Annotated in this window: 21 protein-coding genes and 1 riboswitch; of the genes, 19 read left to right on the forward strand and 2 right to left on the reverse strand. The window is 70.1% G+C overall.

Features of this window, described 5'->3' with window-relative positions:
- Positions 1-13: 13 nt before the first annotated feature.
- The 12 genes from KME78_RS42860 (at position 14) to KME78_RS67530 (ending at position 12020) form a co-directional block, all read left to right on the forward strand.
- Positions 14-967, forward strand: coding sequence for a Gfo/Idh/MocA family protein (locus KME78_RS42860; RefSeq protein WP_219535263.1), 954 nt, complete (start codon positions 14-16; stop codon positions 965-967).
- Between the two features lie 118 nt (positions 968-1085).
- Positions 1086-1222: riboswitch (cyclic di-AMP (ydaO/yuaA leader) on the forward strand.
- 12 nt (positions 1223-1234) lie between these two features.
- Positions 1235-1915 (forward strand): CHAP domain-containing protein, encoded by a 681-nt coding sequence (locus KME78_RS42865; RefSeq protein ID WP_219535264.1) that lies wholly within the window; start codon positions 1235-1237, stop codon positions 1913-1915.
- A 269-nt stretch (positions 1916-2184) separates the two neighbouring features.
- Positions 2185-2349: a hypothetical protein gene (locus KME78_RS42870; protein WP_214641500.1), complete on the forward strand. Its 165-nt coding sequence runs from the start codon at positions 2185-2187 to the stop codon at positions 2347-2349.
- A gap of 136 nt (positions 2350-2485) precedes the next feature.
- Positions 2486-2926, forward strand: coding sequence for a YciI family protein (locus KME78_RS42875; RefSeq protein ID WP_219535265.1), 441 nt, complete (start codon positions 2486-2488; stop codon positions 2924-2926).
- Positions 2927-2988: 62 nt separating this feature from the next.
- Positions 2989-4230, forward strand: coding sequence for an RNA polymerase sigma factor (locus KME78_RS42880; protein ID WP_219535267.1), 1242 nt, complete (start codon positions 2989-2991; stop codon positions 4228-4230).
- Between the two features lie 328 nt (positions 4231-4558).
- Positions 4559-5899 (forward strand): ABC transporter substrate-binding protein, encoded by a 1341-nt coding sequence (locus KME78_RS42885; protein WP_219535268.1) that lies wholly within the window; start codon positions 4559-4561, stop codon positions 5897-5899.
- Positions 5900-5956: 57 nt separating this feature from the next.
- Positions 5957-6907, forward strand: coding sequence for a carbohydrate ABC transporter permease (locus KME78_RS42890; protein ID WP_219535269.1), 951 nt, complete (start codon positions 5957-5959; stop codon positions 6905-6907).
- On the forward strand, positions 6904-7734 hold the full coding sequence (locus KME78_RS42895) for a carbohydrate ABC transporter permease (protein ID WP_219535271.1): 831 nt from the start codon (positions 6904-6906) through the stop codon (positions 7732-7734). The genes KME78_RS42890 and KME78_RS42895 overlap by 4 nt, the downstream gene beginning before the upstream one ends.
- Positions 7731-9140: a GH1 family beta-glucosidase gene (locus tag KME78_RS42900; protein ID WP_219535272.1), complete on the forward strand. Its 1410-nt coding sequence runs from the start codon at positions 7731-7733 to the stop codon at positions 9138-9140. The genes KME78_RS42895 and KME78_RS42900 overlap by 4 nt, the downstream gene beginning before the upstream one ends.
- A complete protein-coding gene (locus KME78_RS42905) occupies positions 9121-10122 on the forward strand; it encodes a LacI family DNA-binding transcriptional regulator (RefSeq protein ID WP_219535273.1) in 1002 nt (333 codons plus the stop codon). The genes KME78_RS42900 and KME78_RS42905 overlap by 20 nt, the downstream gene beginning before the upstream one ends.
- Positions 10123-10164: 42 nt before the next feature.
- Positions 10165-11007, forward strand: coding sequence for an aldose 1-epimerase family protein (locus KME78_RS42910; protein ID WP_308127345.1), 843 nt, complete (start codon positions 10165-10167; stop codon positions 11005-11007).
- A 17-nt stretch (positions 11008-11024) separates the two neighbouring features.
- Positions 11025-12020 (forward strand): phosphotransferase family protein, encoded by a 996-nt coding sequence (locus KME78_RS67530; RefSeq protein WP_219535276.1) that lies wholly within the window; start codon positions 11025-11027, stop codon positions 12018-12020.
- Here KME78_RS67530 and KME78_RS42920 read toward each other — a convergent pair.
- Both KME78_RS42920 and KME78_RS42925 read right to left on the reverse strand, forming a co-directional pair.
- Positions 11964-14231, reverse strand: a complete 2268-nt coding sequence (locus KME78_RS42920; protein WP_246653147.1) for a M64 family metallopeptidase — start codon at positions 14229-14231, stop codon at positions 11964-11966. The genes KME78_RS67530 and KME78_RS42920 overlap by 57 nt on opposite strands.
- 430 nt (positions 14232-14661) lie before the next feature.
- Positions 14662-15696 carry an anti-sigma factor gene (locus tag KME78_RS42925; RefSeq protein WP_219535278.1) on the reverse strand — a complete coding sequence of 345 codons (1035 nt, stop codon included), beginning with the start codon at positions 15694-15696 and terminating at the stop codon, positions 14662-14664.
- Positions 15697-15814: 118 nt separating this feature from the next.
- Between KME78_RS42925 and KME78_RS42930 the strand changes: the two genes are divergently transcribed.
- The 7 genes from KME78_RS42930 to KME78_RS42960 form a co-directional block, all read left to right on the forward strand.
- Positions 15815-17011 (forward strand): FAD-dependent oxidoreductase, encoded by a 1197-nt coding sequence (locus tag KME78_RS42930; protein WP_219535279.1) that lies wholly within the window; start codon positions 15815-15817, stop codon positions 17009-17011.
- A 90-nt stretch (positions 17012-17101) separates the two neighbouring features.
- The gene (locus tag KME78_RS42935; protein WP_219535280.1) at positions 17102-18448 is read left to right on the forward strand and encodes a class II 3-deoxy-7-phosphoheptulonate synthase; all 1347 of its coding nucleotides are present in this window, start codon (positions 17102-17104) and stop codon (positions 18446-18448) included.
- Between the two features lie 353 nt (positions 18449-18801).
- A complete protein-coding gene (locus tag KME78_RS42940; protein ID WP_219535282.1) occupies positions 18802-19671 on the forward strand; it encodes a branched-chain amino acid ABC transporter permease in 870 nt (289 codons plus the stop codon).
- 10 nt (positions 19672-19681) lie between these two features.
- Positions 19682-22237, forward strand: a complete 2556-nt coding sequence (locus tag KME78_RS42945) for an ATP-binding cassette domain-containing protein (protein ID WP_219535283.1) — start codon at positions 19682-19684, stop codon at positions 22235-22237.
- Entirely contained in the window at positions 22237-23361 is a 1125-nt protein-coding gene (locus KME78_RS42950) for an acyl-CoA dehydrogenase family protein (RefSeq protein WP_219535284.1), read from the forward strand. The genes KME78_RS42945 and KME78_RS42950 overlap by 1 nt, the downstream gene beginning before the upstream one ends.
- Positions 23362-23440: 79 nt before the next feature.
- Positions 23441-24229 carry an enoyl-CoA hydratase/isomerase family protein gene (locus tag KME78_RS42955; RefSeq protein ID WP_219535285.1) on the forward strand — a complete coding sequence of 263 codons (789 nt, stop codon included), beginning with the start codon at positions 23441-23443 and terminating at the stop codon, positions 24227-24229.
- 57 nt (positions 24230-24286) lie between these two features.
- A partial coding sequence (locus tag KME78_RS42960) for a Zn-ribbon domain-containing OB-fold protein (RefSeq protein ID WP_219535286.1) occupies positions 24287-24560 on the forward strand: 274 nt, incomplete at its 3' end.

Raw genomic sequence — 24560 nt, forward strand, 5'->3', positions numbered from 1 at the left:
ACGATCTCCCCCCATGAAGAATTTCGCATGGGGTATCGCGGCCACGGGTGTCATCGCCAAGAGGGTCGGCACCGTCATCGCGGCCGAGCCGGGGATGCGGGTGGCCGCCGTCGGCTCCCGCGACCTCGGCCGCGCACAGGCGCTGGCCTCGGAACTGGGCGCCGAGTCGGCGTACGGCTCGTACGAGCAGTTGTGCGCCGACCCCGCCGTCGACGCGGTCTACGTGGCGACCCCGCACGCCCAGCACCTGGAGGTGGCCGAGGCGGCGATCGCGGCGGGCAAGGCGGTGCTGTGCGAGAAGCCGCTCGCCGCGTCCATCGCCGACGCGGAGCGGATGGTCCGCCTCGCGCGCGAGGCCGGGGTCTTCCTGATGGAGGCCATGTGGATGCGGTTCAACCCGCTGATTCAGCAGGTGGCCGCCGATCCCCGGTTCGAGGAGATCCGCTCGGTGCAGGCGTCGTTCGGCTTCAGGTCGCCGTACGACCCCGCGCACCGGCTGTGGGCGCCGGAGCTGGGCGGCGGGGCCCTGCTCGACCTGGGCGTCTACTCGTTCGGGCTGGCCCAGCTCCTGCTCGGAATGCCGGAACGGGCGCACGTCACGGGCTCGCTGGCGCCCTCGGGGGTGGACGCGGAGGCGGGCGGGGTGCTGGTCTATCCGGGCGGCCGGCGGGCTCTGGTGGAGTGCTCGCTGCTGGGCCCGTACGCGAACGACGCCTACGTCGTGGGGACCGGCATGCGCGCCGACATCAAGGCGCCGTTCTGGGCGCCGGAGCGGGTCGTGCTGAGCGGGCCGTCGATGGAGACGGAGGAGCTCGTGCTCGATCCGGCGGACAACGGATACGCCGGCGAAGTCCGCGAGGTGCGGGCCGCCGTGGCCCAGGGAAGTAAAGAATCCGCGATCATGCCACTTGACGAAAGCCTTGCCATGATGGGGCTTCTGGCGGACGCAAGGGGGCAACTCTCCTGACCTGTAGTTTTGCTATTTGTAATCCTCTTGCCCCATGTATTACCTTGTACGACATCTAAGGCATACGTACCTGTTTGTCCGGTTCGTTGCCTGACCATCGCACAAGCATCACAGGATCGTCCTGTGACCGCTGAATCCGCCTCACGCGGAACCGGGGACCCATGTCCTTTGGGGTGAATCGGCACGTCAGTGCCGTAGGGCAGCTTCCACGCCCGAACCCGTCAGCTAACCCGGTAAGCGGCATGGAAGCAAGGAGCAACCCCCTCGATGGCCATGAGTCGTCTTACCCGTGTCCCCAAACTGACCTTCGCTCAGGCCGCCCTCGGTGTGGCCGTCGCGGCCGCCGCCATCGGCGGGCAGTCCACCGCCCACGCGGAGACCCTCGGTTCGGGCACACAGCAGTACGCCGCCGCCCACGCGGACCACCCGGAGACCAACGTTCAGGCCAAGGCCAAGATCTCGGCCGCGCAGGTCCTGGCCCTGGCCAAGGCCCAGGTCGGCACCTCCGAGGACGCCGCGGGCGGCGGCACCAAGTTCCAGAAGTGGTACATGAACTCGCCGCGCGCCCTGGAGACCGTCAAGCGTGACGGCGGCAGCCGGCAGGAGTACCTGAACGCCGCCTGGTGCTCGATGTTCGTCTCGTGGGTCGGCGCGCACACCGGCGCGCGCAGCATGGTCGGCTGGGACGCCTACACCGTCGAGCACGCCCGCTGGTTCGCCAAGAACCACCGCTGGGGCCAGGCCCCGAAGCCGGGCGCCGTGGTGTTCTTCTCGTGGAGCGGCAGCAAGAGCCTGGACGACATCCAGCACGTCGGGTTCGTCGTCAAGGACAACCACAACGGGACGATCTCCACGATCGAGGGCAACACCGGCAACGGCACGGTCGCCCAGCGCGTCCGGCCGACGTCCCAGGTGGTCGGCTACGGATACCCGAACTACACCGGCTGACGGCTACTCCCCCGAGCCCTCCGGTCCGCCCCTCCCCTCCTCTCCCCCACAAGCTTCGCTGTCGACGAGCGCGCGTCCTTTGGGCGCGCGCTCGTCGGCGTCCTCCCTGGCGTGCTGCTTCGGAACACCCGAAAGGCCATCACGTTCCACCGAACACCGCATTATCCGGCCGTAACCCCCCAAGTTTGGGGATGTACGGGTCCGCCCGCCACCTCCAACACTGGCGATGACCGGACAACGCGCCGGTGCTCGATACCGCAGGAGGGGACATGTCACCGACGACCCAGCAGGACAACTGGCGGTTCTGCAACAAGTGCTACACCCTTTGGTGGAACGGTCGCCCCGACAACGGGCACTGCCCCGCGGGTGGCGCCCATGAGGGGCACGGCAGCTGGAACTTCTACCTTCCGGCGAACCCCGCCGAGCACATCTGACGCAAGACCGATCTCCCCGCGAGGCCACGGCTTCGCGGGGAGATCTTTGTGTACGCCTCTTGGTAAAGAATTCCGCGTACGTGTCGATTCGGGGTCTGATTGTTCGACGCGTTCGCGAGAGTGAAGGAGGCGGGTCATGAAGTTCATGATCGTAGGGAAGGCCAACGAGGCGACCGAGGCCGGGGCACTGCCCAGCCAGGAGCTCGTCGACGCGATGGGCGCCTACAACGAGAGCCTGGCCAAGGCGGGGGTGCTGCTGGCGGCCGAGGGACTGTATCCCAGCTCCCACGGGGCGCAGATCGCCTACTCCAAGGACGGCAAGGCGACGGTGCTCGACGGTCCGTTCGCCGAGGCCAAGGAGCTGATCGCCGGGTTCTGGCTGATCCAGGTCAAGTCCCGGGAAGAGGCCATCGCGTGGGCGCTGCGGGTGCCTGTGCCCGGTGGGCACGAGGGGATCGGGCTGGACGTCTGGCAGGTGTTCGACGCGGCCGATCTGCCGGACGCGTCGATGAGCCCCGAGGCGGCCGAACGCGAGGCGGCGTTGCGGGAGCGGCTGCTGGGATCCGCCGAAGATTAGCGACCGCCGGCCTCCGCGCCCGGCTTGCGTGATCTTTGGGCGGCTGGTCTTATGACCAGGTGATGGCTTCCGATGCGCACCGGGCGATCGAGACGGTCTGGCGGATGGAGGCGGCGCGGCTCATCGCCGGCCTGACCGGGCTGGTGCGTGACCTCGGTCTGGCCGAGGAGCTGGCCCAGGACGCGCTGGTCGCGGCGCTGGAGCAGTGGCCGGAGTCGGGCGTGCCGCGCAATCCCGGGGCCTGGCTCATGACCGTCGCCAAGCGCCGCGCCATCGACCTGCTGCGCCGCCAGGAACGCTACGCGCGCAAACTGACCGAGATCGGCCGCGAGCTGGCCGAGCCGGGCGCCGAGGACGAGCCGCCCGGCCTGGACGAGATCGAGGACGACCTGCTGCGGCTGGTGTTCACGGCGTGCCATCCGGTGCTGTCCACCGAGGCGCGGGTGGCGCTCACGCTGCGGATGCTCGGTGGGCTGAGCACCGACGAGATCGCCAGGGCGTTCCTGGTCCCGGAGCCGACGGTGGCGCAGCGGATCGTCCGCGCCAAGCGGACGCTGGCCGACAAGCAGGTGCCGTTCGAGGTGCCGCGGGGCGAGGAGCTCGCCGGCCGCCTGTCGTCCGTCCTGGAGGTCATCTACCTGATCTTCAACGAGGGCTACTCGGCCACGGCCGGTGACGACTGGATGCGGCCGGGGCTCTGCGCGGACGCGCTGCGGCTTGGCCGGGTGCTGGCCGGGCTGATGCCCAAGGAGCCCGAGGTGCACGGCCTGGTCGCGCTGATGGAGATCCAGGCGTCGCGCGCGGCGGCCCGGGTGGGCCCGTCCGGCGAGCCGATCCTGCTGCTAGAACAGAACCGGAGCCGCTGGGACCGCCTGCTCGTCCGCCGTGGCCTGGATGCGCTCCAGCGGGCCGAGGACCTCGATGGCGAGCTCGGCCCGTACGTGCTGCAGGCCGCCATCGCCGCCTGTCACGCGCGGGCACTCACCGCCGAGGAGACCGACTGGCGGGCCATCGCCACCCTTTATGAGGCGCTGGCGCGGATGTCGCGGTCGCCGGTCGTCGAGCTCAACCGGGCGGTCGCGCTCGCCATGGCCTACGGCCCGGCGGTCGGGCTGGAGCTGGTGGACCAGCTCGTCGACGAACCGGCGCTCAAGGGCTACCACCTGCTGCCGAGCGTACGCGGGGATCTGCTCGTCAAGCTGGGGCGGCCGGATGAGGCGCGGGCCGAGTTCGAGCGGGCGGCGGTGATGACCCGCAACAGCCGGGAGCGCGCCCTGCTCCGGGAACGCGCCGCCGCCTGCTGACCCGCCCCGGCACGCCGTACGACCGTCGTGACTACGGGCGCGACCACGAGAAAAGCCCGCAGTGGGTGGGCGACATGCCCGGAAAGCAAACACAAACGAGTCCCTTGTGATGGGAGCGCTCCCAAACGGCCCTTTGTGCCGTTCATCCCGAAAAATCTCTTTCTAAACCGAGAAATAGCCCCATAGGTAACGGTTGCGTTTCAGCGCATTGACGGGCAAGAGCCGCAAGTGCACCCTTTGTGGGAGCGCTCCCAAGGACTTCCCACCGCGGCCCGGAGCGTGTGCCGCGGTGCACCTCCCCACCCATTCACCCGAGAAGGGGTCCACCATGATGATCCGCAACCGTCGCGGCGGTCTCGCCGCGGCTTCGGCCCTGGCCGCGGCGGCGCTGACCGTCGCATCTTGCAGCTCCGGTGGCACTCCGGCAGCCAGCAACGCACCTGCCTCCTCCGCGGCCGCCGAACCGGTGACGATCCGGGTGCAGACTTTCGGCGGCGGCTCGAACTTCGGCTACAAGAACGCCATCACGAAGTGGAACGCCGAGCACAAGGACGTCCAGATCAAGGAAGAGCACCTCACCGACCAGTTCGAGCAGCAGTACTGGCCGCAGATGATCCAGTGGTTGCAGGCCGGCAACGGCGCGGGCGACGTGGTCGGCATCGACGAAGGTGGCATGGGCCTGGCCAAAGCGCACCCCGAGTGGTGGGCCGACCTGAAGGAATACGGCCTGGAGTCCCGCAAGGCGGACTTCCCCGCTTGGAAGTGGGAGAACGGCACCACCGCCGACGGCAAGCTGTTCGGCCTGGGCACCGACATCGGCGGCATGAGCATCTGCTACCGCTCGGACCTGTTCAAGAAGGCCGGGCTGCCCAGCGAGCGGGACAAGGTCAGCGCCTTGTGGCCCACTTGGGACGCCTTCATGAAGGTCGGCCAGCAGTTCCAGGCGAAGGCGAAGGACACCAAGTTCGCCGACGGAACGAACACGCTCTACCAGGTGGTCCTGTACCAGGAGGCGGCCAAGAACGGCAACGTCACCTACTTCGACAAGGACAACAACCTCATCGTCGACAAGAACCCGGCGGTGAAGGCGGGCTTCGACTTCGCCACGAAGATGAGCCAGCAGGGCCTGACCGCCAAGCTGCGTAACTTCACCGACGAGTGGGCGGCGGGCACCCAGAAGGGCGCGTTCGCCACGGTCGGCTGCCCGTCGTGGATGCTCGGCGTGGTCAGCGGCAACGCGGGCGACGGCGGCAAGGGCAAGTGGGACGTGGCCGCGGTACCCGGCGGCGGCGGCAACTGGGGCGGCTCCTGGCTGTCCGTGCCGAAGCAGAGCAAGCACCCGAAGGAAGCCGCGGCGGTGGCCGACTACCTGACCCAGGCGCAGACCGAGGCGAGCATCTTCACCGACTTCGGCAACATGCCGAGCAACACCAAGGCGCAGCAGGACCCGGCCGTGCAGAGCGCGAAGAACGAGTTCTTCAACAACGCTCCCATCGGCGAGATCTTCGCCAAGTCGGCGGCGAGCCTGCAGCCGGTCTTCCTCGGCGTCAAGCACGCCCAGGTCAAGAACGCCATCGAGTCGGTGATCCAGGGCATGGACGACGGTTCGGTCCCCTACGGCAAGGCCTGGCAGCAGCTGGTCGACGACGCGGTGAAGGCCGCGGGCTGATCTCCCTGCCCGGCCCGCGTCGAAGCGGGCCGGGCTACTGCCGCCGAAAGGTCACTCATGAGTATCGACACCCTCCCGCGGGCGGTGCGGCCCAGCCGCCACCACCCGCCCGGCCGCCGCTGGCGTTCCCGACTGGACGTCAAGGTGATGCCGTACACCCTGGTGTCCCCGTACTTCATCCTGTTCGCCGCCTTCGGGCTCTTCCCGCTGGCGTTCACGCTCTACTACTCGCTCTACGACTACGACCTGGCCGGGACCACGGAGTGGACCGGGCTGGGCAACTACGCCAAGCTGCTGGCCGACGAGGACTTCTGGAACGCCGTCACCAACACGGTCGGCATCTTCTTCCTGGCCACCATCCCGCAGCTGCTGCTGGCGCTGTTCCTGGCCAACGCGCTGAACAAGCGGCTCCGGCTGCGCCTGGCCATCCGGATGAGCGTGCTGCTGCCGCTGGTGACCTCGGTGGTCGCGGTGGCGGTGGTGTTCACCCAGCTCTTCGCCCGTGACTGGGGCCTGGTCAACTGGATCCTCAGCTGGTTCGGCGTGGACGCCATCAACTGGCGGGCCGAGCGGATCCCGTCGTGGCTGGCCATCGCCACCATGGTCGACTGGCGCTGGACCGGCTACAACGCGATCATCTTCCTGGCCGGGATGCAGACGATCCCGCGCGACCTGTACGAGGCCGCGGCGATCGACGGCGCCTCGCGGCGGCGGCAGTTCTGGCAGATCACGCTGCCGATGCTCCGCCCGACCATGATCTTCGTGGTGCTCAACTCCACGATCGGCGGGCTCACGCTGTTCTCCGAGCCGACCACGTTCTACAACGGCAACGTCGACGGCGGTTCGCAGGGCCAGTTCCAGACGGTGGCGATGTTCGTGGTCAAGCAGGGCTTCCGCGAGTTCGACTACGGTTACGCCGCCGCGGCGGCCTGGCTGCTGTTCCTGCTCATCCTCATCGGAGCGCTGGTCAACTTCATGTTCGTGCGCCGGATCGGGGGCACCAAATGACCAACTGGTCACCGACCCTCATCACCCGGGTCATGCTGGCGGTGGCCATCGTGCTGTCCGCCTTCCCGCTGTACTGGATGCTGGTCATCGCCTCGCGCACCAACGCCGACGCGGTCGCGGTGCCGCCGCCGTTCCTGCCGGGCGGCAACCTGGGCCAGAACATCGTCGCGGTGCTGAACAACGAGGACGCCCACTTCCTGCTCGGCCTGACCAACTCGTTCATCGTGGCGAGCGTCGTCACCGTCTCGGTGGTCATCATCTCGACGCTGGCCGGCTTCTCCTTCGCCAGCCTGACGTTCAAGGGCAGGAACGTGCTGCTGCTGCTCGTCCTGCTGACGATGGCCGTGCCGCTGCAGCAGATGGGCGTGGTGCCGCTCTACCGGCTGATGGTGAGCCTGGAGTGGACAGGCACCCTCAAAGCGGTCATCTTGCCGTACCTGCTCAACGGGTTCGGGGTGTTCCTGATGGCCCAGTACACCCGCCAGGCGGTGCCGATGGAGCTGGTCGAGGCGGCCAGGGTCGACGGCGCGGCCACCCTGCGGATCTGGTGGAACGTCGTGCTGCCGGCCGTGCGGCCGGGCATGGCGGTGCTGGGGATCAACACGTTCATGCTGATGTGGAATGACTTCATGTGGCCACTGATCGTGCTGACCCCGGACAATCCGACCGTGCAGATCGCGATCACGTCGCTGAACGCGAGGTTCTCCACGAACTACACCTTGATCTTCGCGGGAACGGCGCTGTCCATCATTCCGCTCATCGCAGTATTCGTCGCATTCGGCCGCCAGATCGTCGGCGGACTCATGGAAGGTGCGGTCAAGGCGTGACGACACAAGAGGAACAGACGCGTGCCGGGCTGCAGTTCCCCACGGGGTTCGCGTTCGGGGCGGCCACCTCGGCGTACCAGATCGAGGGCGCGGTCGACGAGGACGGGCGCGGCGTCTCCATCTGGGACACCTTCACCAAGACTCCCGGCCGCGTGCTCAACGGGGACAACGCGGACGTGGCCATCGACCACTACCACCGCTACCGGGAAGACGTCCGGATCATGGCGGAGCTGGGCCTGTCCGCCTACCGCTTCTCGGTCTCCTGGCCGCGGATCCAGCCCGACGGATCCGGGCGGATCAACCAGAAGGGACTCGACTTCTACAAGCGGCTCACCGACGAGCTGCGCGGGCACGGCATCGACCCCTGGCTGACCCTCTATCACTGGGACCTGCCCCAGGCGCTGGAGGACAGGGGCGGCTGGCCCAACCGCGACACGGCCTACTGTTTCGCCGACTACGCGGCGACCGTCCACGAAGCGCTGAAGGACCACGTGCATACCTTCAGCACCGTCAACGAGCCATGGTGCACCGCGTTCCTCGGCTACGCCTCGGGCGAGCACGCCCCGGGGCGGCGCGAGCCGGAGAACGCGATCAGGGGCGCGCACCATCTCAACCTCGCCCACGGTCTGTCCGTACAGGCGATGGGCGCGCGGCGGGTCGGCGGCTGCGTGAACCTCTACGCGATCACCCCGGCCACCGCCAGCGAGGCGGACCAGGACGCGGCACGGCGCATCGACGGGCTGCAGAACCGGTTCTTCCTCGACGCGCTGATGACCGGCCGCTATCCGCAGGACGTCCTCGACGACCTCGGCATGGACCTGTCCTTCATCAGGGACGGCGACATGGCGACCATCAAGGCGCCGATCGACCTGCTGCTCGTCAACTACTACAGCCGCTTCACGGTTTCGGGAGCACCAGGCGGCAGAGCATCGGCGGCGGCGGCGCCCACGGACACCGGTTCGCCCTGGGTCGGCAGCGAGCACGTGTCGTTCGTCAACGGCGGCCGGCCGGTCACCGCGATGGGCTGGGAGATCGACCGGAGCGGCCTGCTGGAGGTCCTGTCCAGGGTGGCGCGGGACTATCCGGGGATCCCGATGGTCGTCTCCGAGAACGGCGCGGCCTTCGACGACGTCCTGGAGCACGGCCGGGTGCACGACGCCGAGCGCGTGGACTACCTGGACGCGCACCTGCGCGCCTGCCGCGACGCGATCGACGCCGGGGTGCCGCTGGAGGGCTACTTCGCCTGGTCGCTGATGGACAACTTCGAGTGGGCATGGGGCTACGGCAAGCGGTTCGGCCTCGTGCACGTGGACTTCGAGACCCAGCGGCGCGTACTCAAGGACAGCGCCCTCTGGTACTCGGAGATCATCCGGCAGAATAGGCGCCATGAACAGACCGACTCTTGAGGCAGTGGCTGCGCTGGCCGGGGTGGGCCGGGGCACGGTGTCGAGAGTCATCAACGGCTCACCCAATGTGAGCGAGAAGGCCCGCGACGCCGTGCAGCAGGCCATCCAGGAGCTGGGCTACGTGCCCAACCGGGCGGCGCGGGCCCTGGTCACCCGGCGCACCGACACGGTGGCGCTGGTGGTGTCCGAGTCCGAGCTGCGCGTCTTCGACGAGCCCTACTTCGCCGGGACCATCAGGGGCATCGGCTCGGCGCTGGCCGAGACGGGCCTCCAGCTGATCCTGGCCATGGCCCAGTCGCAGGAGGAGCACGAACGCCTGGAGCACTACCTGACGGGGCAGCACGTCGACGGCGTGCTGCTCCTGTCGCTGCACGGCGCCGACCCGCTGCCCGGCAGGCTGGAGGCGATGGGCGTGCCGACCGTGCTGGGCGGCCGGCCCGTCGGCCTCACCCCCTACAGCTACGTCGACATGGACAACCGGGCCGGGGCCCGGCAGGCGGTCAAGCACCTGCAGGGTCTCGGGCGGCGGCGCATCGCCACGATCGCCGGATCGCAGGACATGGGCGTGGGCGTCGACCGGCTGGCCGGCTACCACGACGCGCTGCGCACCTCGGGCGCGCCGGAGCTGGTGGCCTATGGCGGCGACTTCTCCGAGGAGAGCGGCGCGGCGGCGATGTGCGAGCTGCTGGCCGCCGAGCCGGAGCTCGACGCCGTGTTCGCCGCCTCCGACCCGCTGGCGGTGGGGGCGATGCGGGTGCTCAAGGCCGAGGGCCGGGCCATCCCGGGTGACGTGGCGGTGGTGGGGTTCGACGATTCCAAGATCGCCATGCATACCGACCCGCCGTTGACCACCATGCACCAGCCGGCCGAGGAGATGGGCCGCCAGATGGCGCGGCTGCTGGTGGCGCGCATCAACGGCGAGGTGCTCCGCCAGCCCGTGGTCATCCTCGACACCCACCTGGTGCGCCGGGAGTCGGCTTGACCAGGAGATATGCTTCGCCTGACCCCTGAGAGAGGATTCTCCGTGCCCCAGCTCGCCGCCGGCGGATACACCGCGCAGATCAGCCCGCGGGGCGCCGCACTCAGGACGCTCCGGCACGGCGAACGCGACCTGATCACGAGCTGGCCCGCCGCCGGCCCGGTCCCCTATTTCGCGGGCACGATCCTCGCCCCCTGGCCGAACCGGGTGGGCGGGGCCCGCTATCCGTTCGGCGGGCGGACGCACGAGCTGGCGGTGAGCGAGCCCGAGCGCGGCCACGCCCTGCACGGGCTGGTGTCGGGCGTCGACTGGCAGGTCGAGGCGCTGCCGACCGTCGGGGGCCGGCAGGCGTTCGTACGACTGGCGCACACGATCACCCCGACGGCCGGCTACCCGTTCACGCTGGCCTTGCGGGTGCTGCACCGGCTCGACGAGCAGGGCCTGACCACCACGGTCACCGCCCGCAACGAAGGCGACGCCGCCGCCCCCTACGGCTGCGGCCCCCACCCCTGGCTGCTCGGCGACGACCTGGAGCTGCCCGCCGCCAAGGTGCTGGTCACCGACGAGGGGCTGCTGCCCCGCTCCCTCGACGACGTGTCCGGCTCCCCGTACGACTTCCGCCAGGCCCGGCCGCTCGACGGCGACGTGATCGACCACGCGTTCACCGGGCTGGCGGCCGGGGAGGCCCGGGTCGGCGGGGTGCGCATGACGTGGGACCCGGCCGTGCTGCCGTGGGTGCAGGTCTGCACCAGCGGGCAGCTCGGCTACGAGGGCGTGGCGGTGGAGCCGATGACCTGCCCGCCCGACGCGTTCAACTCCGGCACCGACGTGGTGGTGCTGGAGCCCGGCGGCGAGCACGCGGCGAGCTGGACGATCAGCGCCGCCTGACCCCAGAATCAGGACTCGTGGACAGCAGGACGAAACGGCGTTTATCGCCCACCGAGCTCGACGACCTCGCCCGGCGCGCGCTCGGCGCGGGCGTGACCGAATCCACCGAACTCACCGACGGCTACGCCAACGCGGTCTGGCGGCTGTCCCTCGACGACGGCCGCGAGGTGGTGCTCAAGCTGTCGCCGCCACCCGAGCTGGACCAGCTCAGCTACGAGCGCAACCTGCTGCGGATGGAGGCGGCGGCCTACGAACTGGCCGCCACCACCGGCGTGCCGATGGCGACGCTGCTGGGCGCCGGGTTCGACGACCCCGTGCTGGGCGGCGACTACCTGCTGCTCGGCGCGCTCGACGGCGTGTCCTGGAACGACGTGAAACCGGACGGCGAAGCCGGCCTCCGCCGCGAGCTGGGCCGCCTCCTGGCCAGGTTCAACGCCGTGACGGGCGAGGTGTTCGGCTATCCGCACGCGGCCATCACCGGCGGCACCTGGCGCGAGGCGTACCTGGCCATGGTGGGGGCGCTGCTCGCCGACACCGAGCGCTACCCGACGCCGCTCCCGCTGCCCGCCGCGGAGATCGGCGCGCTGCTGGCCGCCGCCGCGCCCGTCCTGGACGAGGTGACCACGCCGCACCTCGTCCACTTCGACGTCTGGGCGGGCAACGTCTTCCTGGACCTCACGGGGACGCCCAGGATCCAGGCCATCATCGACCACGAACGGGCGTTCTGGGGCGACCCGCTGGCCGAGTTCGTCACGCCGACCATCTTCGGCGAGCTGCGCGAGGACGATCCGCTGCTGGCCGGGTACCGCGAGGTGACCCCGGTGGAGCTCACCCCCGCCGCGCGGACCCGGCTCGACCTCTACCGCGCCTACCTCTACCTGATCCTGCTGGTGGAGAACGGGCCGCGGCAGTATCCCGAGGCGGAGTACGCCCGGATCCGCGACCTGGCCACCACCTCACTCATGGACGTCCTCGACCGCCTCGTAGGACTTGCCCCCGGGACCCGGGGCTAGCTTCCCGCACTGACCGGCGCTCAGGCCGGTGATCTTGTTCGGTACGCCCAGGTTGACCGGCGCGGGCGTGTTGCCCGTACAGGCGAGCGCGCCCTTGACCGTGGTGCCCGACAGGATCGGGGCCGCGTTCGAGGTCAGCAGGGCCGCGCCGCGGATGTCGGCGCCCACGACGGCCAGCGCGCCGGCGCGGTCGACCGTCAGCGCGCCGTCCACCCGCGCGCCGAGCAGCTGCACCGAGGCGGCCTTCGAGGCGATGAGCGCGCCGTCGACGCGACCGCCGGTGACGACCACCGAGGCCCCGGCCCGCACGGTCACCGGGCCGCTCACCTGCGCGTGGTCCAGGCAGGTGACGCCGTCGGCGATGGTCAGCGGGCCGCGCTGGACGCCCGTGAGGGTCCTGGTGCAGGCGGGCGGCGGCGCGATCGTGGTGACCGTGAAGCTGCCCGCCTTGCCGTAGTTGCCCGCGCCGTCGATCGACCGGTACTCGATCGCGTGCCGCCCCCTGGGCAGCTTGCCGTACACGAGGGAGTCGATGACCGTGCCGTCCTCGCTGAACGTCCACGGCAGCTCGGAGGAGGTCGGCCAGCCGAAGTAGTTGAACCAGCCGTCCCCGTCGACCCTCGACTCCGAGACCACGTAGCCGCCCTGATCGTCGGTCCCGGTCAGCTTCATCGTGAACGGCCCGTTGTAGACGTAGGTGTCACCGGACCTGACCAGCGGCCGCGACAGCTCGTAGCCGGTCTTCGGCGAGGTGGCGTCGACCGTCCAGGTCAGCGTCCGGCCGCCGACCGTCGCGGTGAGCGTGTGCGTGCCGTCCGCCGGCTTCAGCGCGCCGAGGTCCAGGTCGCTGTCGCCGTCGCCGACCCGCTTCCCGTCGAGCGCCCACGCGACCGCGGGCACGCTCGCGGCCGGGTGCGTGGTCTCCACGTACACGACGTCGGTACGGCCCAGCGGCCGGTCCACCGGGGTGGACGAGACGATGCCGGGAGTGACGCCGTCGGGCGGAGTGGTCAGCGAGGTGTCGACGGTCCAGGAGCGGGAGGCGCTCATCGCGGCGCGGATCGCCGGGTCCCTGACGAAGTTCGTCGGGTCGGTGACCGTCGCCTTGACCGTGTGCGTGCCCGGGGTGAGGCCGAGCATGCGCAGGTCGAGCGCGTCCGGCTCGCCGCCGGGCAGGTCCGCGCCGTCGACGTTCCAGGTGACGGTGAGCGCGTGGCCGTTGGGGCGCATGGGCTCCACCCAGAGCACCCGGTCCGCGCCGACGGGCGCGGCCGACGGGGTGGCGTCCTGGATCACCGTCGTCTTGGCGGTGATCCGCTGCGCCATCACCTCCCGGCTCACCTGGTCGTAGTAGTAGCCGAGCGTCTTCATCATCGAATGCCGGCTGGGCCGCCAGACGCCCGTGGTGGAGTACATGCCGCCCTCGTAGCGGCCGATCGGGCCGCCGGACTCGCTGGGCTCGCCGAGCCAGCGCCACCACTTCTTCTTCTGGTCCAGCATCTGCTGCTCGGTCAGCAGCGTGTGGTGGGCGGAGGCGGGCTCGGGTCCCGTGTAGGCGCCGCCCGGGACGCCGCGCTGGTAGTAGTCGTACTCGTCCTGCAGGCCGCCCAGGGAGTGGCCCAGCTCGTGCGGGCTGATCAGGGCGGACATGGAGTTGCTGCCGGACGCGGTCGCGTAGGAACCGCCCGCGCCGCCGTACGTCCCGCTGTTGGCCAGCGCGAGGATCTGCCGGTTGGCCGAGGTGGTGCCGGTGACCAGGTTCGCGTAGCGGGTGGCGGCGGTGTTGTCCATGGTGATCAGCCGCTGGACGCTGCTCGCGTTGCACTGGCCCCAGAAGCCCATGCTGAGCGGGGTGGTCTTCCTCGGCGAGGTGAGGGCGGGGTCGCAGCTGATGCCCGACTCGCCGGAGACGATGTCCACCCGGTAGACGTTGATGTAGGCGCGATAGGACTTGTACGGCTCGATGGACCACATCACGTTGAGGTGCCGGTCGACGTCGGCCTGGAACTTGGCCTGCTCGGACTCGGTGTAGCCGTCGCCCATGATGACCAGGTTGAACCGTTTGGCGGGCGCGCCGGTGACCTGGACCGGCACGACGGTGGCGGCGCCGGGCGCGGCGGCCACGGCGGCCGCGTCGGCTGCGTTGGCTGGGTGGACTGGGGGGACGTATAAGACGGCGGCGGCAAGGACCAGGGCCGCGGATCTACGCATGCCCCGCATTATCGGCCCGTTGTTGGGCCGGCGTCTTATACGAATCGCCGATAACTTCGGGATGATCGTTTCCGGACGACGATCCGCTTTCGGACCGGACGGCGTGTGCGACCGCCGTACGGGCTGGGCGCCCTTGGGGAACGCGGCCAGGGTCAGGCCGTCATAGCCCGCCGCCCTGACCCGGCACTCACGACACCCCGTCCGGACCGCACACACCACGGCCCGCCGCCTCGCTGGGCGTCCCCAGCCTCCTCCGCCTCGCTGGACCCTCTAGCCTCCTCCGCCTCGCTGGACCCGCCAGCCTCTTTCGCCCCACTGGACCCGTCTTCCGCCTCACTGGGCCCCCCAGCCTCCTCCGCCCCACTGGACCCCCCAGCCTCCCGCCGTACCGGCTGGGCGTCACCAAGAGCCTCAGCCCGTGCGGTGCGGGTCAGGCCGTGGGGAGTTCGGCGAACAGGACCGGTTGGGTCGTGGGCTGTTCGGAGCCGCCCGCCGGTTCGACCGTGAGGCCGATGTGCTCGTCCCCCCTGGCCGCGGTGGCCAGCATGGGTGTGGTGACGCCGTCCGGGCGCTGGTTCAGGAGCCCCGCCGGGCGGATGCCGTCGCGGCCCATCAGCCACAGCTCGTACACCCTGGACCGCGGCAGTTCGGGCAGGCCCGACGACGTGAACACCATCCGCCCCCGGGCGCGCGAGACCACGACCGTGCCGCTGCCGCCCGCGGTGATCGGCTGCCGTACGGTCGCGACGTCGGGCGCGGCCAGGACCGCGGCGACCTCGCCGTCCCTGGCCTGGAGATCGCCCAGGTCACGGCGAGCGTCGAACACCACGACGCCGAGCGCGATGGCCGCCGCCGTGGACACCGCGGCCACCCCCGCCACCGCCCGCCCCCGCCAGCGCCGCAGCGGCACGACGACGCCTTCGGACCCGGCCCGCTCCTGAGACCGCCCGCCACCGCTCCCAGGCACCGCCTCGCGGCCCGTCGCGTCACCCGGCGGGCGGGTCGTGTCGCGGTCGGTCGCGTCGTTCGGCCACCGTCTCACGTCGCCGATCATCGCGTCATCGCGCGGCGATCCCGCCTTCCAGACCGTCACGTCACCCGGCGGGAGGCTCGCGTCGCGGAGCTGCGCATCCCGGGCAGGGTGGGTCACCTCCCACACCGCCTGGGTCTCTCCCGGGCGGCGGGGGTGCCAGACGGTGGGGGCGTCGTCGGCGGGTAGCGGCCGTACGCGGGGGGCGGGCTCCTGCCGTACCCGGGCGACGGCAGCGAGGACGCGGGCGCGCAGGGCGGCGGGCGGTGGTTCGGCGATCGCGAGTGCGAGCAGGGCGGCCGTCTCGCGCAGGCGCCGCACCTCCGCCCGGCACGCGGAGCACTCCTTCATGTGCTTTTCGAACAGCACCCCGTCGCTGTCCGGCAGCGCGTGCACGGCATAGGCGCCGGAGAAGGTGTGGAGCTCCTCGCTCATGTCGCACTCCACGTCGCTCGGGGGTTCACGCACTTACTTCGGCGTCTCGGGCGTTTCGGATGGCGGATGCTCTATGCATTTCTCCACAGAGAGCTACAATCTCATCGGGTGATGAAATATGTCCTGTGTAATAGCGGGCGGCGGACCGGCGGGCGCGATGCTCGCCCTCCTGCTGGCCAGAGCGGGCGTCGAGGTGACCCTGCTGGAGAAGCACGCCGACTTCCTCCGTGATTTCCGTGGCGACACGATCCATCCATCGACCCTCCAGGTGCTGGACGAGCTGGGCCTGGCGGAAGAGTTCCTGAAGCTCCCCCACCGCAAGGCGTACGGGGCGGCCCTGATAACCGACGACGGGCCGATCCAGCTGGCGAACCTGCGTGGACTGCCGGGCAAGTACGACTACATCGCGTTCGTCCCGCAGTGGGATTTCCTGAAGCTCATCACGTCGGCGGCCCAGAAGTATCCGACGTTCCGGCTGCTCATGGAGTCCGAGGCGACCGGCCTGATCCGCGAGGGCGACGCGGCGCGTGGGCTGCGATATCGCGATAAGTCGGGCGAGCATGAGATCAGGGCGGAGCTGACCGTGGCCGCGGACGGCCGCGGTTCGACGTTGCGCGCGGCGGCCGGGCTGGTGCCGCAGGAGTTCGGCGCGCCGATGGACGTCCTGTGGTTCCGGCTGCCGCGGGTCGAGAGCGACCCCGACCAGACGTTCCTGCGGATCTCGACCGGCCACATGATGGTCGGCATCAACAGGGAGACCTACTGGCAGCTCGCCTACATCATTCCCAAGGGCGGCTTCGACCGGCTGGCCGAGCGGGGCATCGACGCGTTCCGTGAGCCGGCGGCGCGGCTGCTGCCGTGGCTCGGGGACCGCATCGGGCAGATCACGAGCTATGACGACGTCAGCATGCTCACCGTGGCGATCAACCGGCTCCGCCGCTGGTATCGGCCCGGGTTCCTGGCCATCGGCGACGCGGCGCACGCGATGTCACCGATGTTCGGCGTCGGCATCAACCTGGCGGTGCAGGACGCGGTCGCCACGGCCAACCTGCTGGCGGCGCCGCTGGGGGCGGGCGGGCCCATCCCGGAGGCACTGCTGCACCGGCTGCAGCGCCGCCGCCAGCTGCCCACCAGGGTCACACAGGCCGTGCAGCGGGTGGCGCAGGACCGGCTGATCAGCCCGACGATCAACGGCCAGCTGAGCCCGCCTCGCATCCCGCGCGACCTGCCGCGCAACCCGCTGGTCACCGGGGTGGTCCGTCGCTTCCTCGGCCTGGGAGTGCGCCCGGAGCACGTGATGACGCCCGAACGCTGACCCGGTCCGGTCCGTCCGGGTACGCGGTTGTTCTCACAACGTGGACATCGGGGTCGGCGACCGCGGGCCGGTAGCATACCCTCGTATGTCGTGAGCGCACTGAGCAATCCCGAGGAACTCGATTCCTGGCGAGCCCTGCCGGCGGCCCAGCAGCCTGACTGGCCCGACCGCAGCGAGCTCGAGAAGGTCGTCGCCGAGCTCGGCGGCCTGCCCCCACTCGTCTTCGCCGGCGAGTGCGACCAGCTCAAGGAGCAGCTGGCCGCCGTCGCGCGAGGTGAGGCGTTCGTGCTGCAGGGCGGTGACTGCGCCGAGACGTTCGCCGGAGCGACCGCCGACAACGTGCGCAACAAGCTCAAAACGCTGTTGCAGATGGCGATCGTGCTGACGTACGCCGCCAAGGTGCCGGTGGTGAAGATCGGCCGGGTGGCCGGGCAGTTCGCCAAGCCGCGGTCCAAGAACACCGAGACGCGTGACGGCCTGGAGCTGCCCGCCTACCGGGGCGACATGGTCAACGGGTTCGCCTTCACCGCCGAGTCCCGCAACCCCGACCCGTGGCGGCTACTGAAGGCCTACCACTCCTCGGCCGTGACGCTCAACCTGGCCCGCGCGTTCACCAAGGGCGGCTACGCCGACCTGCGCCAGGTGCACGCCTGGAACCAGGACTTCGTGGGCGAGTCCCCGGCCGGTCGCCGCTACGAGCAGCTGGCCAGGGAGATCGACCAGGCGCTGGCGTTCATGCGCGCCTGCGGGGCCGACCCGGAGGAGTTCCACACGGTCGAGTTCTACTCCTCGCACGAGGCGCTGATCCTCGACTACGACCGGGCGCTCACGCGTATCGACTCGCGGACCGGCAAGCCGTACGACGTGTCGGCGCACATGGTCTGGATCGGCGAGCGCACCCGTCAGCTCGACGGCGCGCACGTCGACTTCTTCTCCCGCATCCGCAACCCCATCGGCGTCAAGCTCGGCCCGACCACCACGCCCGCCGAGGCGCTGGCGCTGGTCGAGAAGCTCAACCCCGAGAACGAGCCGGGACGGCTCACGTTCATCACCCGCATGGGCGCCTCCAAGATCCGCGAGCACCTGCCCGCGCTGGTCAAGGAGGTCACCGCGGCGGGGGCGCAGGTCGCCTGGATCTGCGACCCGATGCACGGCAACACGTGGGAGGCGCCGAGCGGCCACAAGACGCGCCGCCTCGACGACGTGCTCGACGAGGTGACGGGCTTCTTCGAGGTGCACCGCTCGCTCGGTACGCATCCCGGGGGCATCCACATCGAGTTCACCGGCGACGACGTCACCGAGTGCGTGGGCGGCGGCCACGAGATCGTCGAAGACGACCTCTCGCGCCGCTACGAGACGGCCTGCGACCCGCGGCTCAACCGCGGCCAGTCGCTCGACCTCGCGTTCCGGGTGGCCGAGCTCTACCGCTCCAGCTGAGTACGGCCGGCAGCCCCGGTTGACCCGGGGCTGCCAGAGCATTCTTCTGTCACACCCCGCCGCCAGCCGCGAGGGCCAGGAACGGACCCGCCGCGCGCTCGCCCAAGCCACCGCCGCCCGGCAGGCAGCCGCCGAGGCATAAGGACAATCGCGAGCCACTCGCCGGCGTTCCTTGTCACGCCGTCTTCCATCCATCTGCTTCCCCCCTCCTCGGTCCCGCCGTCGGCAGGAGCCTGACCGGTCACCTATTGCTGGCCGCCCGTTCCTCATCTACAGTTCTCGAACTGAGTTCAATTTTGGTGCGGGGGGACGTCTGCCGAGTGAGTCACCCCGCCGAGAAGGTGGCGGTCGGAGTGGATCAGTTCCTGCTTGTCCTGGTGAGCGGTATCGCCAGTGGCGCGATCTACGGCTTGATGGGCCTCGGTCTGGTGATCATCTACCGGGCGACGGACGTGGTGAACTTCGCCCTCGCCGCCCTGGCCACGCTGGGGCTGTACGTGGCGATCACGTTCCGTGACGGTGGTGTCGCGATGCTGCTGGGGGTGGTCGCCGCGATAGCGGTGACCGCGGTGGTCGGGGTGATCGTGCGAGAGGTGGTGATCCGGCCGCTCGGTCAGGGGCAGTTGTTCTCCGCGCTCGTGGTGACGATGGGTGTCTCGCTCATCGTCGAGAGCGTGGTGGACTCGATCTGGGGCACCCAGCCGAAGACCTTTCCCAGCCTGGTGGAGGGCACCGTCCGATGGGGTGACGCGGCACTGCCGACGCAGAGCCTGGTGACCATCGGCATCGCGGCGGCGGCGATGGCGGCCGTCGCCTTCCTGTTCGGGCGCACCACACTTGGGTCGGCGATGCGGGCCGTCGCCGAGTCCGCGGACACCGCCCAGCTCATCGGCATCAGCGCGCAACGCGTGGCGCGGATCGCGTGGGCGCTCGGCCTCGCTCTGGCCGCTCTGGCCGCCTGCCTCTACGCGCCCAGATCGGGGCTGGTGCCGACCGTGCTGGCCGCGCCGCTCTTCCGCGCGTTCGCCGGGATCTTCCTCGGTGGTCTCACGAGCATGTACGGAGCCGTCATCGGAGGGCTGACCGTCGGAGTGCTGGAGAACATCGCGGCCAGCTATGTCTCGGCCAGCTTCCGCGACACCTTCGTGTTCTCTTTCACCATCCTCGTGTTGCTGATCCGCCCGCAGGGCCTGTTCGGCACGCGCACCTTCCAGCGGGTCTGAGGAGTAGCACATGGTATTCACCCGCTCGAACCTCGCGTGGGCCGCGCTCGGCCCGGTCGCCGGGCTGGCGCTCATCGCGCTGATGCAGTCCGGAGCGATCCCGGCCTACCAGGCCTATTCGGTCGCGCTCGCCGCGGTCTACGCGATCGTGGTCCTCTCGGTCGGCCTCCTGGCCGGCTGGTCGGGGGTGTGGTCCGTGGGTCACCCAGCGTTCGTCGCGGTGGGCGCCTACTTCGCGGCCTACGGCGGTGCGCATCAGTGGCCGCTGGAGTGGGTGATCGTGGGGGCGATCACGTCATGCGCGCTGATGGGCGCGTTCCTCGGGTACGCCGGCGCCAGGTTCTCGGTGCTCTACATCGCCCTGCTGACGTTGGCGTTCAGCCTGGTGTCCCTGGAGGTGATCAACCGGTGGACCAGTGTGACCGGCGGCGACCAGGGCGTGGCGGTGTCCCCCCTGGACAGCGCGCTCGGCCTGGGCACGGTCCCGAGCGGCGGTAGCGAGGCCCAGTATCTCGCGGTCCTCGTGGCGGGCGTGGTGTTCGCGATCGCGGTCTTCGCCAAGTCGAGCGCGCTGCGCATGCGGCTGGTCGCCGCGAAGGCACACCCGCTGGTCGCCCGTTCCGTGGGCATCGTGCCCGAGGCGCAGACCGCTCTGTCGTTCGCGGTCAGCGCGGCGTTCACCGGCTTGGCCGGCGTGCTGCTGGGCCTGATCACCGGCTTCGTCAGCCCTGATACGTTCTCGCTGAACTTCGGTGTCACCATCATCGCGGCCTGCGTGCTCGGTGGCGTCGGCTCGGTGTTCGGCGCCGTGGTGGGCGGGGTCTACCTGGCGTGGGTTCCGGCGGCGGCAGACGCCGTGTCGGTGCCGCAGCCGGTGGTGCAGGGCGTCCTGCTGATCACCGCGCTGATCTTCCTCCCCGGTGGAGTGGTCCCGTTCCTGGGCTCGCTGGTACGAAGGGCGCTGGGCAGGCGAGGCCCCGGCCTTCTCGACGGCGAGCATCACGTCAGCGCGACCGTCGACGACAACGGGGACGGCGCTCCCGTCACCTCGGCGAGGGACCGGCCGGCCGCGGACGACGCGGCGCCGTTGCTGGTCGTCGATGGCCTGTCGGTGCGATTCGGCGGTCTGAACGCCCTTGAAAGCGCGTCGCTCGACGTACGGCCCGGCGAGGTGCTCGCCATCATCGGCCCGAACGGCGCCGGCAAGACCACGCTGCTCAACGCCGTCTCCGGGCTCATCGGTGGCGCGCGGATCACCGGAGCGGTCGACTACGCGGGTGTGAAGCTGATGGGGACGAGGGCCACCGCCCGGCGCAGGCTGGGCATCGCCCGCACCTTCCAGCACGCGGAGACCTTCTCGGAGCTCACGGTCGCGGAGAACGTGCTGTGCACGAAGCGCTGGGCCGGCACGGCGGACCGCGCGCGGGCCGATGAGCTGCTCGCCCGCACCGGGCTGGCCGACGTGGCCGACCGCTATCCGGCCGAACTGCCGTTCGGGCTGCAGAAACGCCTGGACCTCGCGCGGGCGATCGCCGAGGAGCCGAGGCTGCTGATCCTGGACGAGCCGTTCGGCGGCCTGGACGCGACAGAGCGTCAACTGGCCGCCCAGCAGATCGTCCGTCTGCGTGCGCAGGGCGCCGCCGTCGTGATCATCGATCACGTCCTGGACGACCTGTTCGCCGTCGCCGACCGGGTGGTCGCCTTCGACTTCGGCAAGCCGATCGGTTCCGGCGAGCCGGGCACCATTCTGACGGACCCGCAGGTGCGGTCGTCGTACCTCGGCCTGATCGCCACACGCGCCGAGTTGCCGGCCCGCGCCGGCGAGAGCGTCGCCGTCGCCCTGCGCGACGTCAGCCACCACTACGGCGGTGTCGCCGCCCTGCACGACATCCACCTGGACATCGGCAAGGGCGCGGTCATCGGTGTCGTCGGAGCGAACGGCGCGGGCAAGAGCACGCTCGGCAAGATCATTCATGGCTCGCTGCGCCCGTCGTCGGGGCAGGTGCGGATCGGCGAGCCCGGTGCGCGCCCGGTCCGCAGCAGCCTGGTCCCCGAAGGCCGTGCCCTCTTCAAGACCCTGTCGTTGCGGGAGAACCTCGAAGTGGCCGGTTACGCCGTGGGCGTCCAGGGATCGGCCCTGCGCACCCGCCTCGACGAGACCGCCGAATGGCTGCCGGAGCGGCTCCGCGCCCGCCTCTCGGTGGCCGCGGCCGGGCTGAGCGGAGGCGAGCAGCAGATCCTGGCCGTCGCACGGGCCCTGATGGCCCGGCCGGATGTGCTGATCCTCGACGAGCCCGCGCTGGGGCTGGCGCCGGCCCTGGTCGACGAGGTCTACGCCCGGATCAACCAGCTCGCCCGCGACGGGATGACGATCGTGCTCCTGGAGCAGCTGCTCAGCCGGGCGCTCACCTCCTGCCATGAGGTGGTGGTGCTGCACGAGGGCCGGGTGGCCGCCCGCGGGGACGCGTCGGACCCCCTGTTCGCCGAGACCGCGGAGCTGGCCTACTTCGGTGGGGAGGCCGCGACCTTGCTCAAGCTACGCGACGTCAACGAACTGGAGGCCTGATGCTCGACGTCGATCCGGCGCTGCTCGGCGACACCGATGAACGCAAGCAACTACGGGAGGTCCTGCGCGACTTCTTCACCGAGGCCGCCGCGTCGCAGGACGTACGCGAGCACCTGACGACCGGCCGCGGACACGACCCGGCACTGTGGGCGCGGATGGCCACCGAACTGGGCGTCCAGGGGCTGGTGATACCGGAGGAGTACGGCGGGTCGGGCTTCTCGTTCGCGGAGCTCGCGGTGGTCTTCGAGGAGGCCGGGCGGGCGCTGCTGTGCGCCCCCTTGCTCTCCACCACCGTGCTCGCGACCTACGCCCTGTTGCTCAGTGGAGATCGCGAAGCCTGCGCCCGCTACCTTCCCGGCATCGCCGAGGGCACCCTCACCGCGACGGTCGCGGGCTTCGACGAGGGTGGCGGCGGGCTACGGGCCACGCCGGGAAAGGGCGGGTGGGTCGGCAGCGGGGCGGCCGACTTCGTGCTCGACGGGTGCGGAGCCGACCTGATCCTCGTCGCGGCGCGGACCGCCGATGGGGCCGGTCTTTTCGCGTGCGAGCGTGGCGCGGAAGGCCTCACCCGGACGGCCCGGACCGTTCTGGACGGTACCCGTCCCCAGGCTCTGGTCACCTTCGCGGACACCCCGTTCACGCAGATCGGGCAGCCGGGGAGCGCCGTCGCGATCACCGGGCGGGTGCTCGACATCGGGCGCGCCGCGCTGGCCGCCGAGCAGGTCGGCGGGAGCGCGCACGCGCTCGACGCGACCGTGTCGTACGTGCTGCAACGCCGTCAGTTCGGCCGGCAGATCGGCTCGTTTCAGGCGATCAAGCATCGGCTGGCCGACCTGCTGGTCGAGATCGAGGCGGCGCGTTCGGCCGCCGTCTACGCGGTGGCCTGCGTCACAGCTTCGGCCGAGCACCTGCCGGTGGCGGCGAGCACGGCGAAGGTGGTCTGTTCCGGCGTGTACCGCCAGGCCACCGCCGAATACGTGCAGTTGCACGGAGGCATCGGCTTCACCTGGGAGCACCCCGCCCACCTCTATCTGCGTCGCGCTCGTGCGGCGGAGGTTCTGTTCGGCACGGCCGACGACCACCGGGCACGCCTGGGCGGCCTGCTCGGTTTCACCGTGGCCTGACATGCCCGATGCCAACCCTTGACAGGGCCGTACCGGGCCGCTGAAACTGTACTGAATTCAGTTTAGTTTAGGAGGAACAGTGACGGTAGAGGACGAGATCCAGTTCGAGCGCGATGGCAACGTCGCGCGAGTGTGGCTCAACCGCCCGTGGAAGAAGAACTGCGTAACCCTGCCGATTCTCAAGCGGCTCGACGAGATCATCACCGAGGTCGACGCCGACCCAGAACTGCGCGTCCTGGTGCTGCGCGGCCGGGGTGGCACGTTCTGCTCGGGCTTCGATCTCGACGAGCTGCAGGCCGACTACATCGGCAGCAGCACGGCCATGGACGTGGCGGTCATCTCGGCGAAGGTCTGCGACCGGCTGTACTCGATGAGCACCCCCTCCGTGGCGGTGCTGGAGGGTCATGTCACGGCCGGCGGCTTCGAGCTGATGATCTCCTGTGACTTCGCGATCGCCGCGGACGATGCCAAGATCGGTGACTTTCACATCCGCCGGGCGCTGTTCGGCGGGGCGGGGCCGATCTACCGGGTGCCTCGCATGATCGGCATTCGCAAGACCAAGGAGCTGATGCTCACCGGCAAGCTGCTGTCCGGTGCCGAGGCGGTCGACTTCGACCTGATCAACAAGTCGGCGCCCGCGGAGGAGCTCGATGCCACGGTCGAGGAGTTCATCAGCCACCTGACCGACAAGAGCCCCTTCCAGATGCGGATCACGAAGATGACCATCGACCGCAGCCTGGAGGCCGACATCCAGTCGCTGATGGTGATGGAGCACCTGGCCGTCGGGGTGACGCTCAACTCCCAGGACGCCGCCGAAGGCGTGGCCGCGTTCCTGGAGAAGCGCGAGCCGAAGTGGAAGGGTCGCTGACCGGTGTCGGCGCATCAGGCCACTGGTCTGCGAGGTTCCCGGTGCGAGGCGTGCGCGGTGACGGTCTACCCGGCTGACGGCGCCTGTCCGCGCTGCGGTCAGGCGGCCTCTCCGGTGACGCTGTCCTCGGCTGGGGAGCTGTGGACCTGGACGGTTCAGCGGTTCGCTCCGAAATCACCCCCGTTCGTGCCGCCGCAGGACGGCTTCCGGCCGTTCGCGCTGGGTTACGTGGAACTGCCGGAAGGCGTCCGCGTCGCGGCGGTGCTCGACATCGACGACCTCGGCTCGATCCGGATCGGCATGCCGCTGCGGATCGAGCCGGCCACCCGAG

The sequence above is a fragment of the Nonomuraea guangzhouensis genome, from assembly GCF_019396345.1.
Taxonomy (GTDB): domain Bacteria; phylum Actinomycetota; class Actinomycetes; order Streptosporangiales; family Streptosporangiaceae; genus Nonomuraea; species Nonomuraea guangzhouensis.

Coding starts and splice junctions, on each gene's coding strand:
- KME78_RS42950 (WP_219535284.1), top strand. CDS start 22,237: ATGCTCGACGTCGATCCGGCGCTGCTCGGCGACACCGATGAACGCAAG.
- KME78_RS42880 (WP_219535267.1), top strand. CDS start 2,989: ATGGCTTCCGATGCGCACCGGGCGATCGAGACGGTCTGGCGGATGGAG.
- KME78_RS42870 (WP_214641500.1), top strand. CDS start 2,185: ATGTCACCGACGACCCAGCAGGACAACTGGCGGTTCTGCAACAAGTGC.
- KME78_RS42890 (WP_219535269.1), top strand. CDS start 5,957: ATGAGTATCGACACCCTCCCGCGGGCGGTGCGGCCCAGCCGCCACCAC.
- KME78_RS42895 (WP_219535271.1), top strand. CDS start 6,904: ATGACCAACTGGTCACCGACCCTCATCACCCGGGTCATGCTGGCGGTG.
- KME78_RS42860 (WP_219535263.1), top strand. CDS start 14: ATGAAGAATTTCGCATGGGGTATCGCGGCCACGGGTGTCATCGCCAAG.
- KME78_RS42885 (WP_219535268.1), top strand. CDS start 4,559: ATGATGATCCGCAACCGTCGCGGCGGTCTCGCCGCGGCTTCGGCCCTG.
- KME78_RS42930 (WP_219535279.1), top strand. CDS start 15,815: ATGTCCTGTGTAATAGCGGGCGGCGGACCGGCGGGCGCGATGCTCGCC.
- KME78_RS42945 (WP_219535283.1), top strand. CDS start 19,682: ATGGTATTCACCCGCTCGAACCTCGCGTGGGCCGCGCTCGGCCCGGTC.
- KME78_RS42865 (WP_219535264.1), top strand. CDS start 1,235: ATGGCCATGAGTCGTCTTACCCGTGTCCCCAAACTGACCTTCGCTCAG.
- KME78_RS42875 (WP_219535265.1), top strand. CDS start 2,486: ATGAAGTTCATGATCGTAGGGAAGGCCAACGAGGCGACCGAGGCCGGG.
- KME78_RS42920 (WP_246653147.1), bottom strand. CDS start 14,231: ATGCGTAGATCCGCGGCCCTGGTCCTTGCCGCCGCCGTCTTATACGTC.
- KME78_RS42925 (WP_219535278.1), bottom strand. CDS start 15,696: ATGAGCGAGGAGCTCCACACCTTCTCCGGCGCCTATGCCGTGCACGCG.
- KME78_RS42905 (WP_219535273.1), top strand. CDS start 9,121: ATGAACAGACCGACTCTTGAGGCAGTGGCTGCGCTGGCCGGGGTGGGC.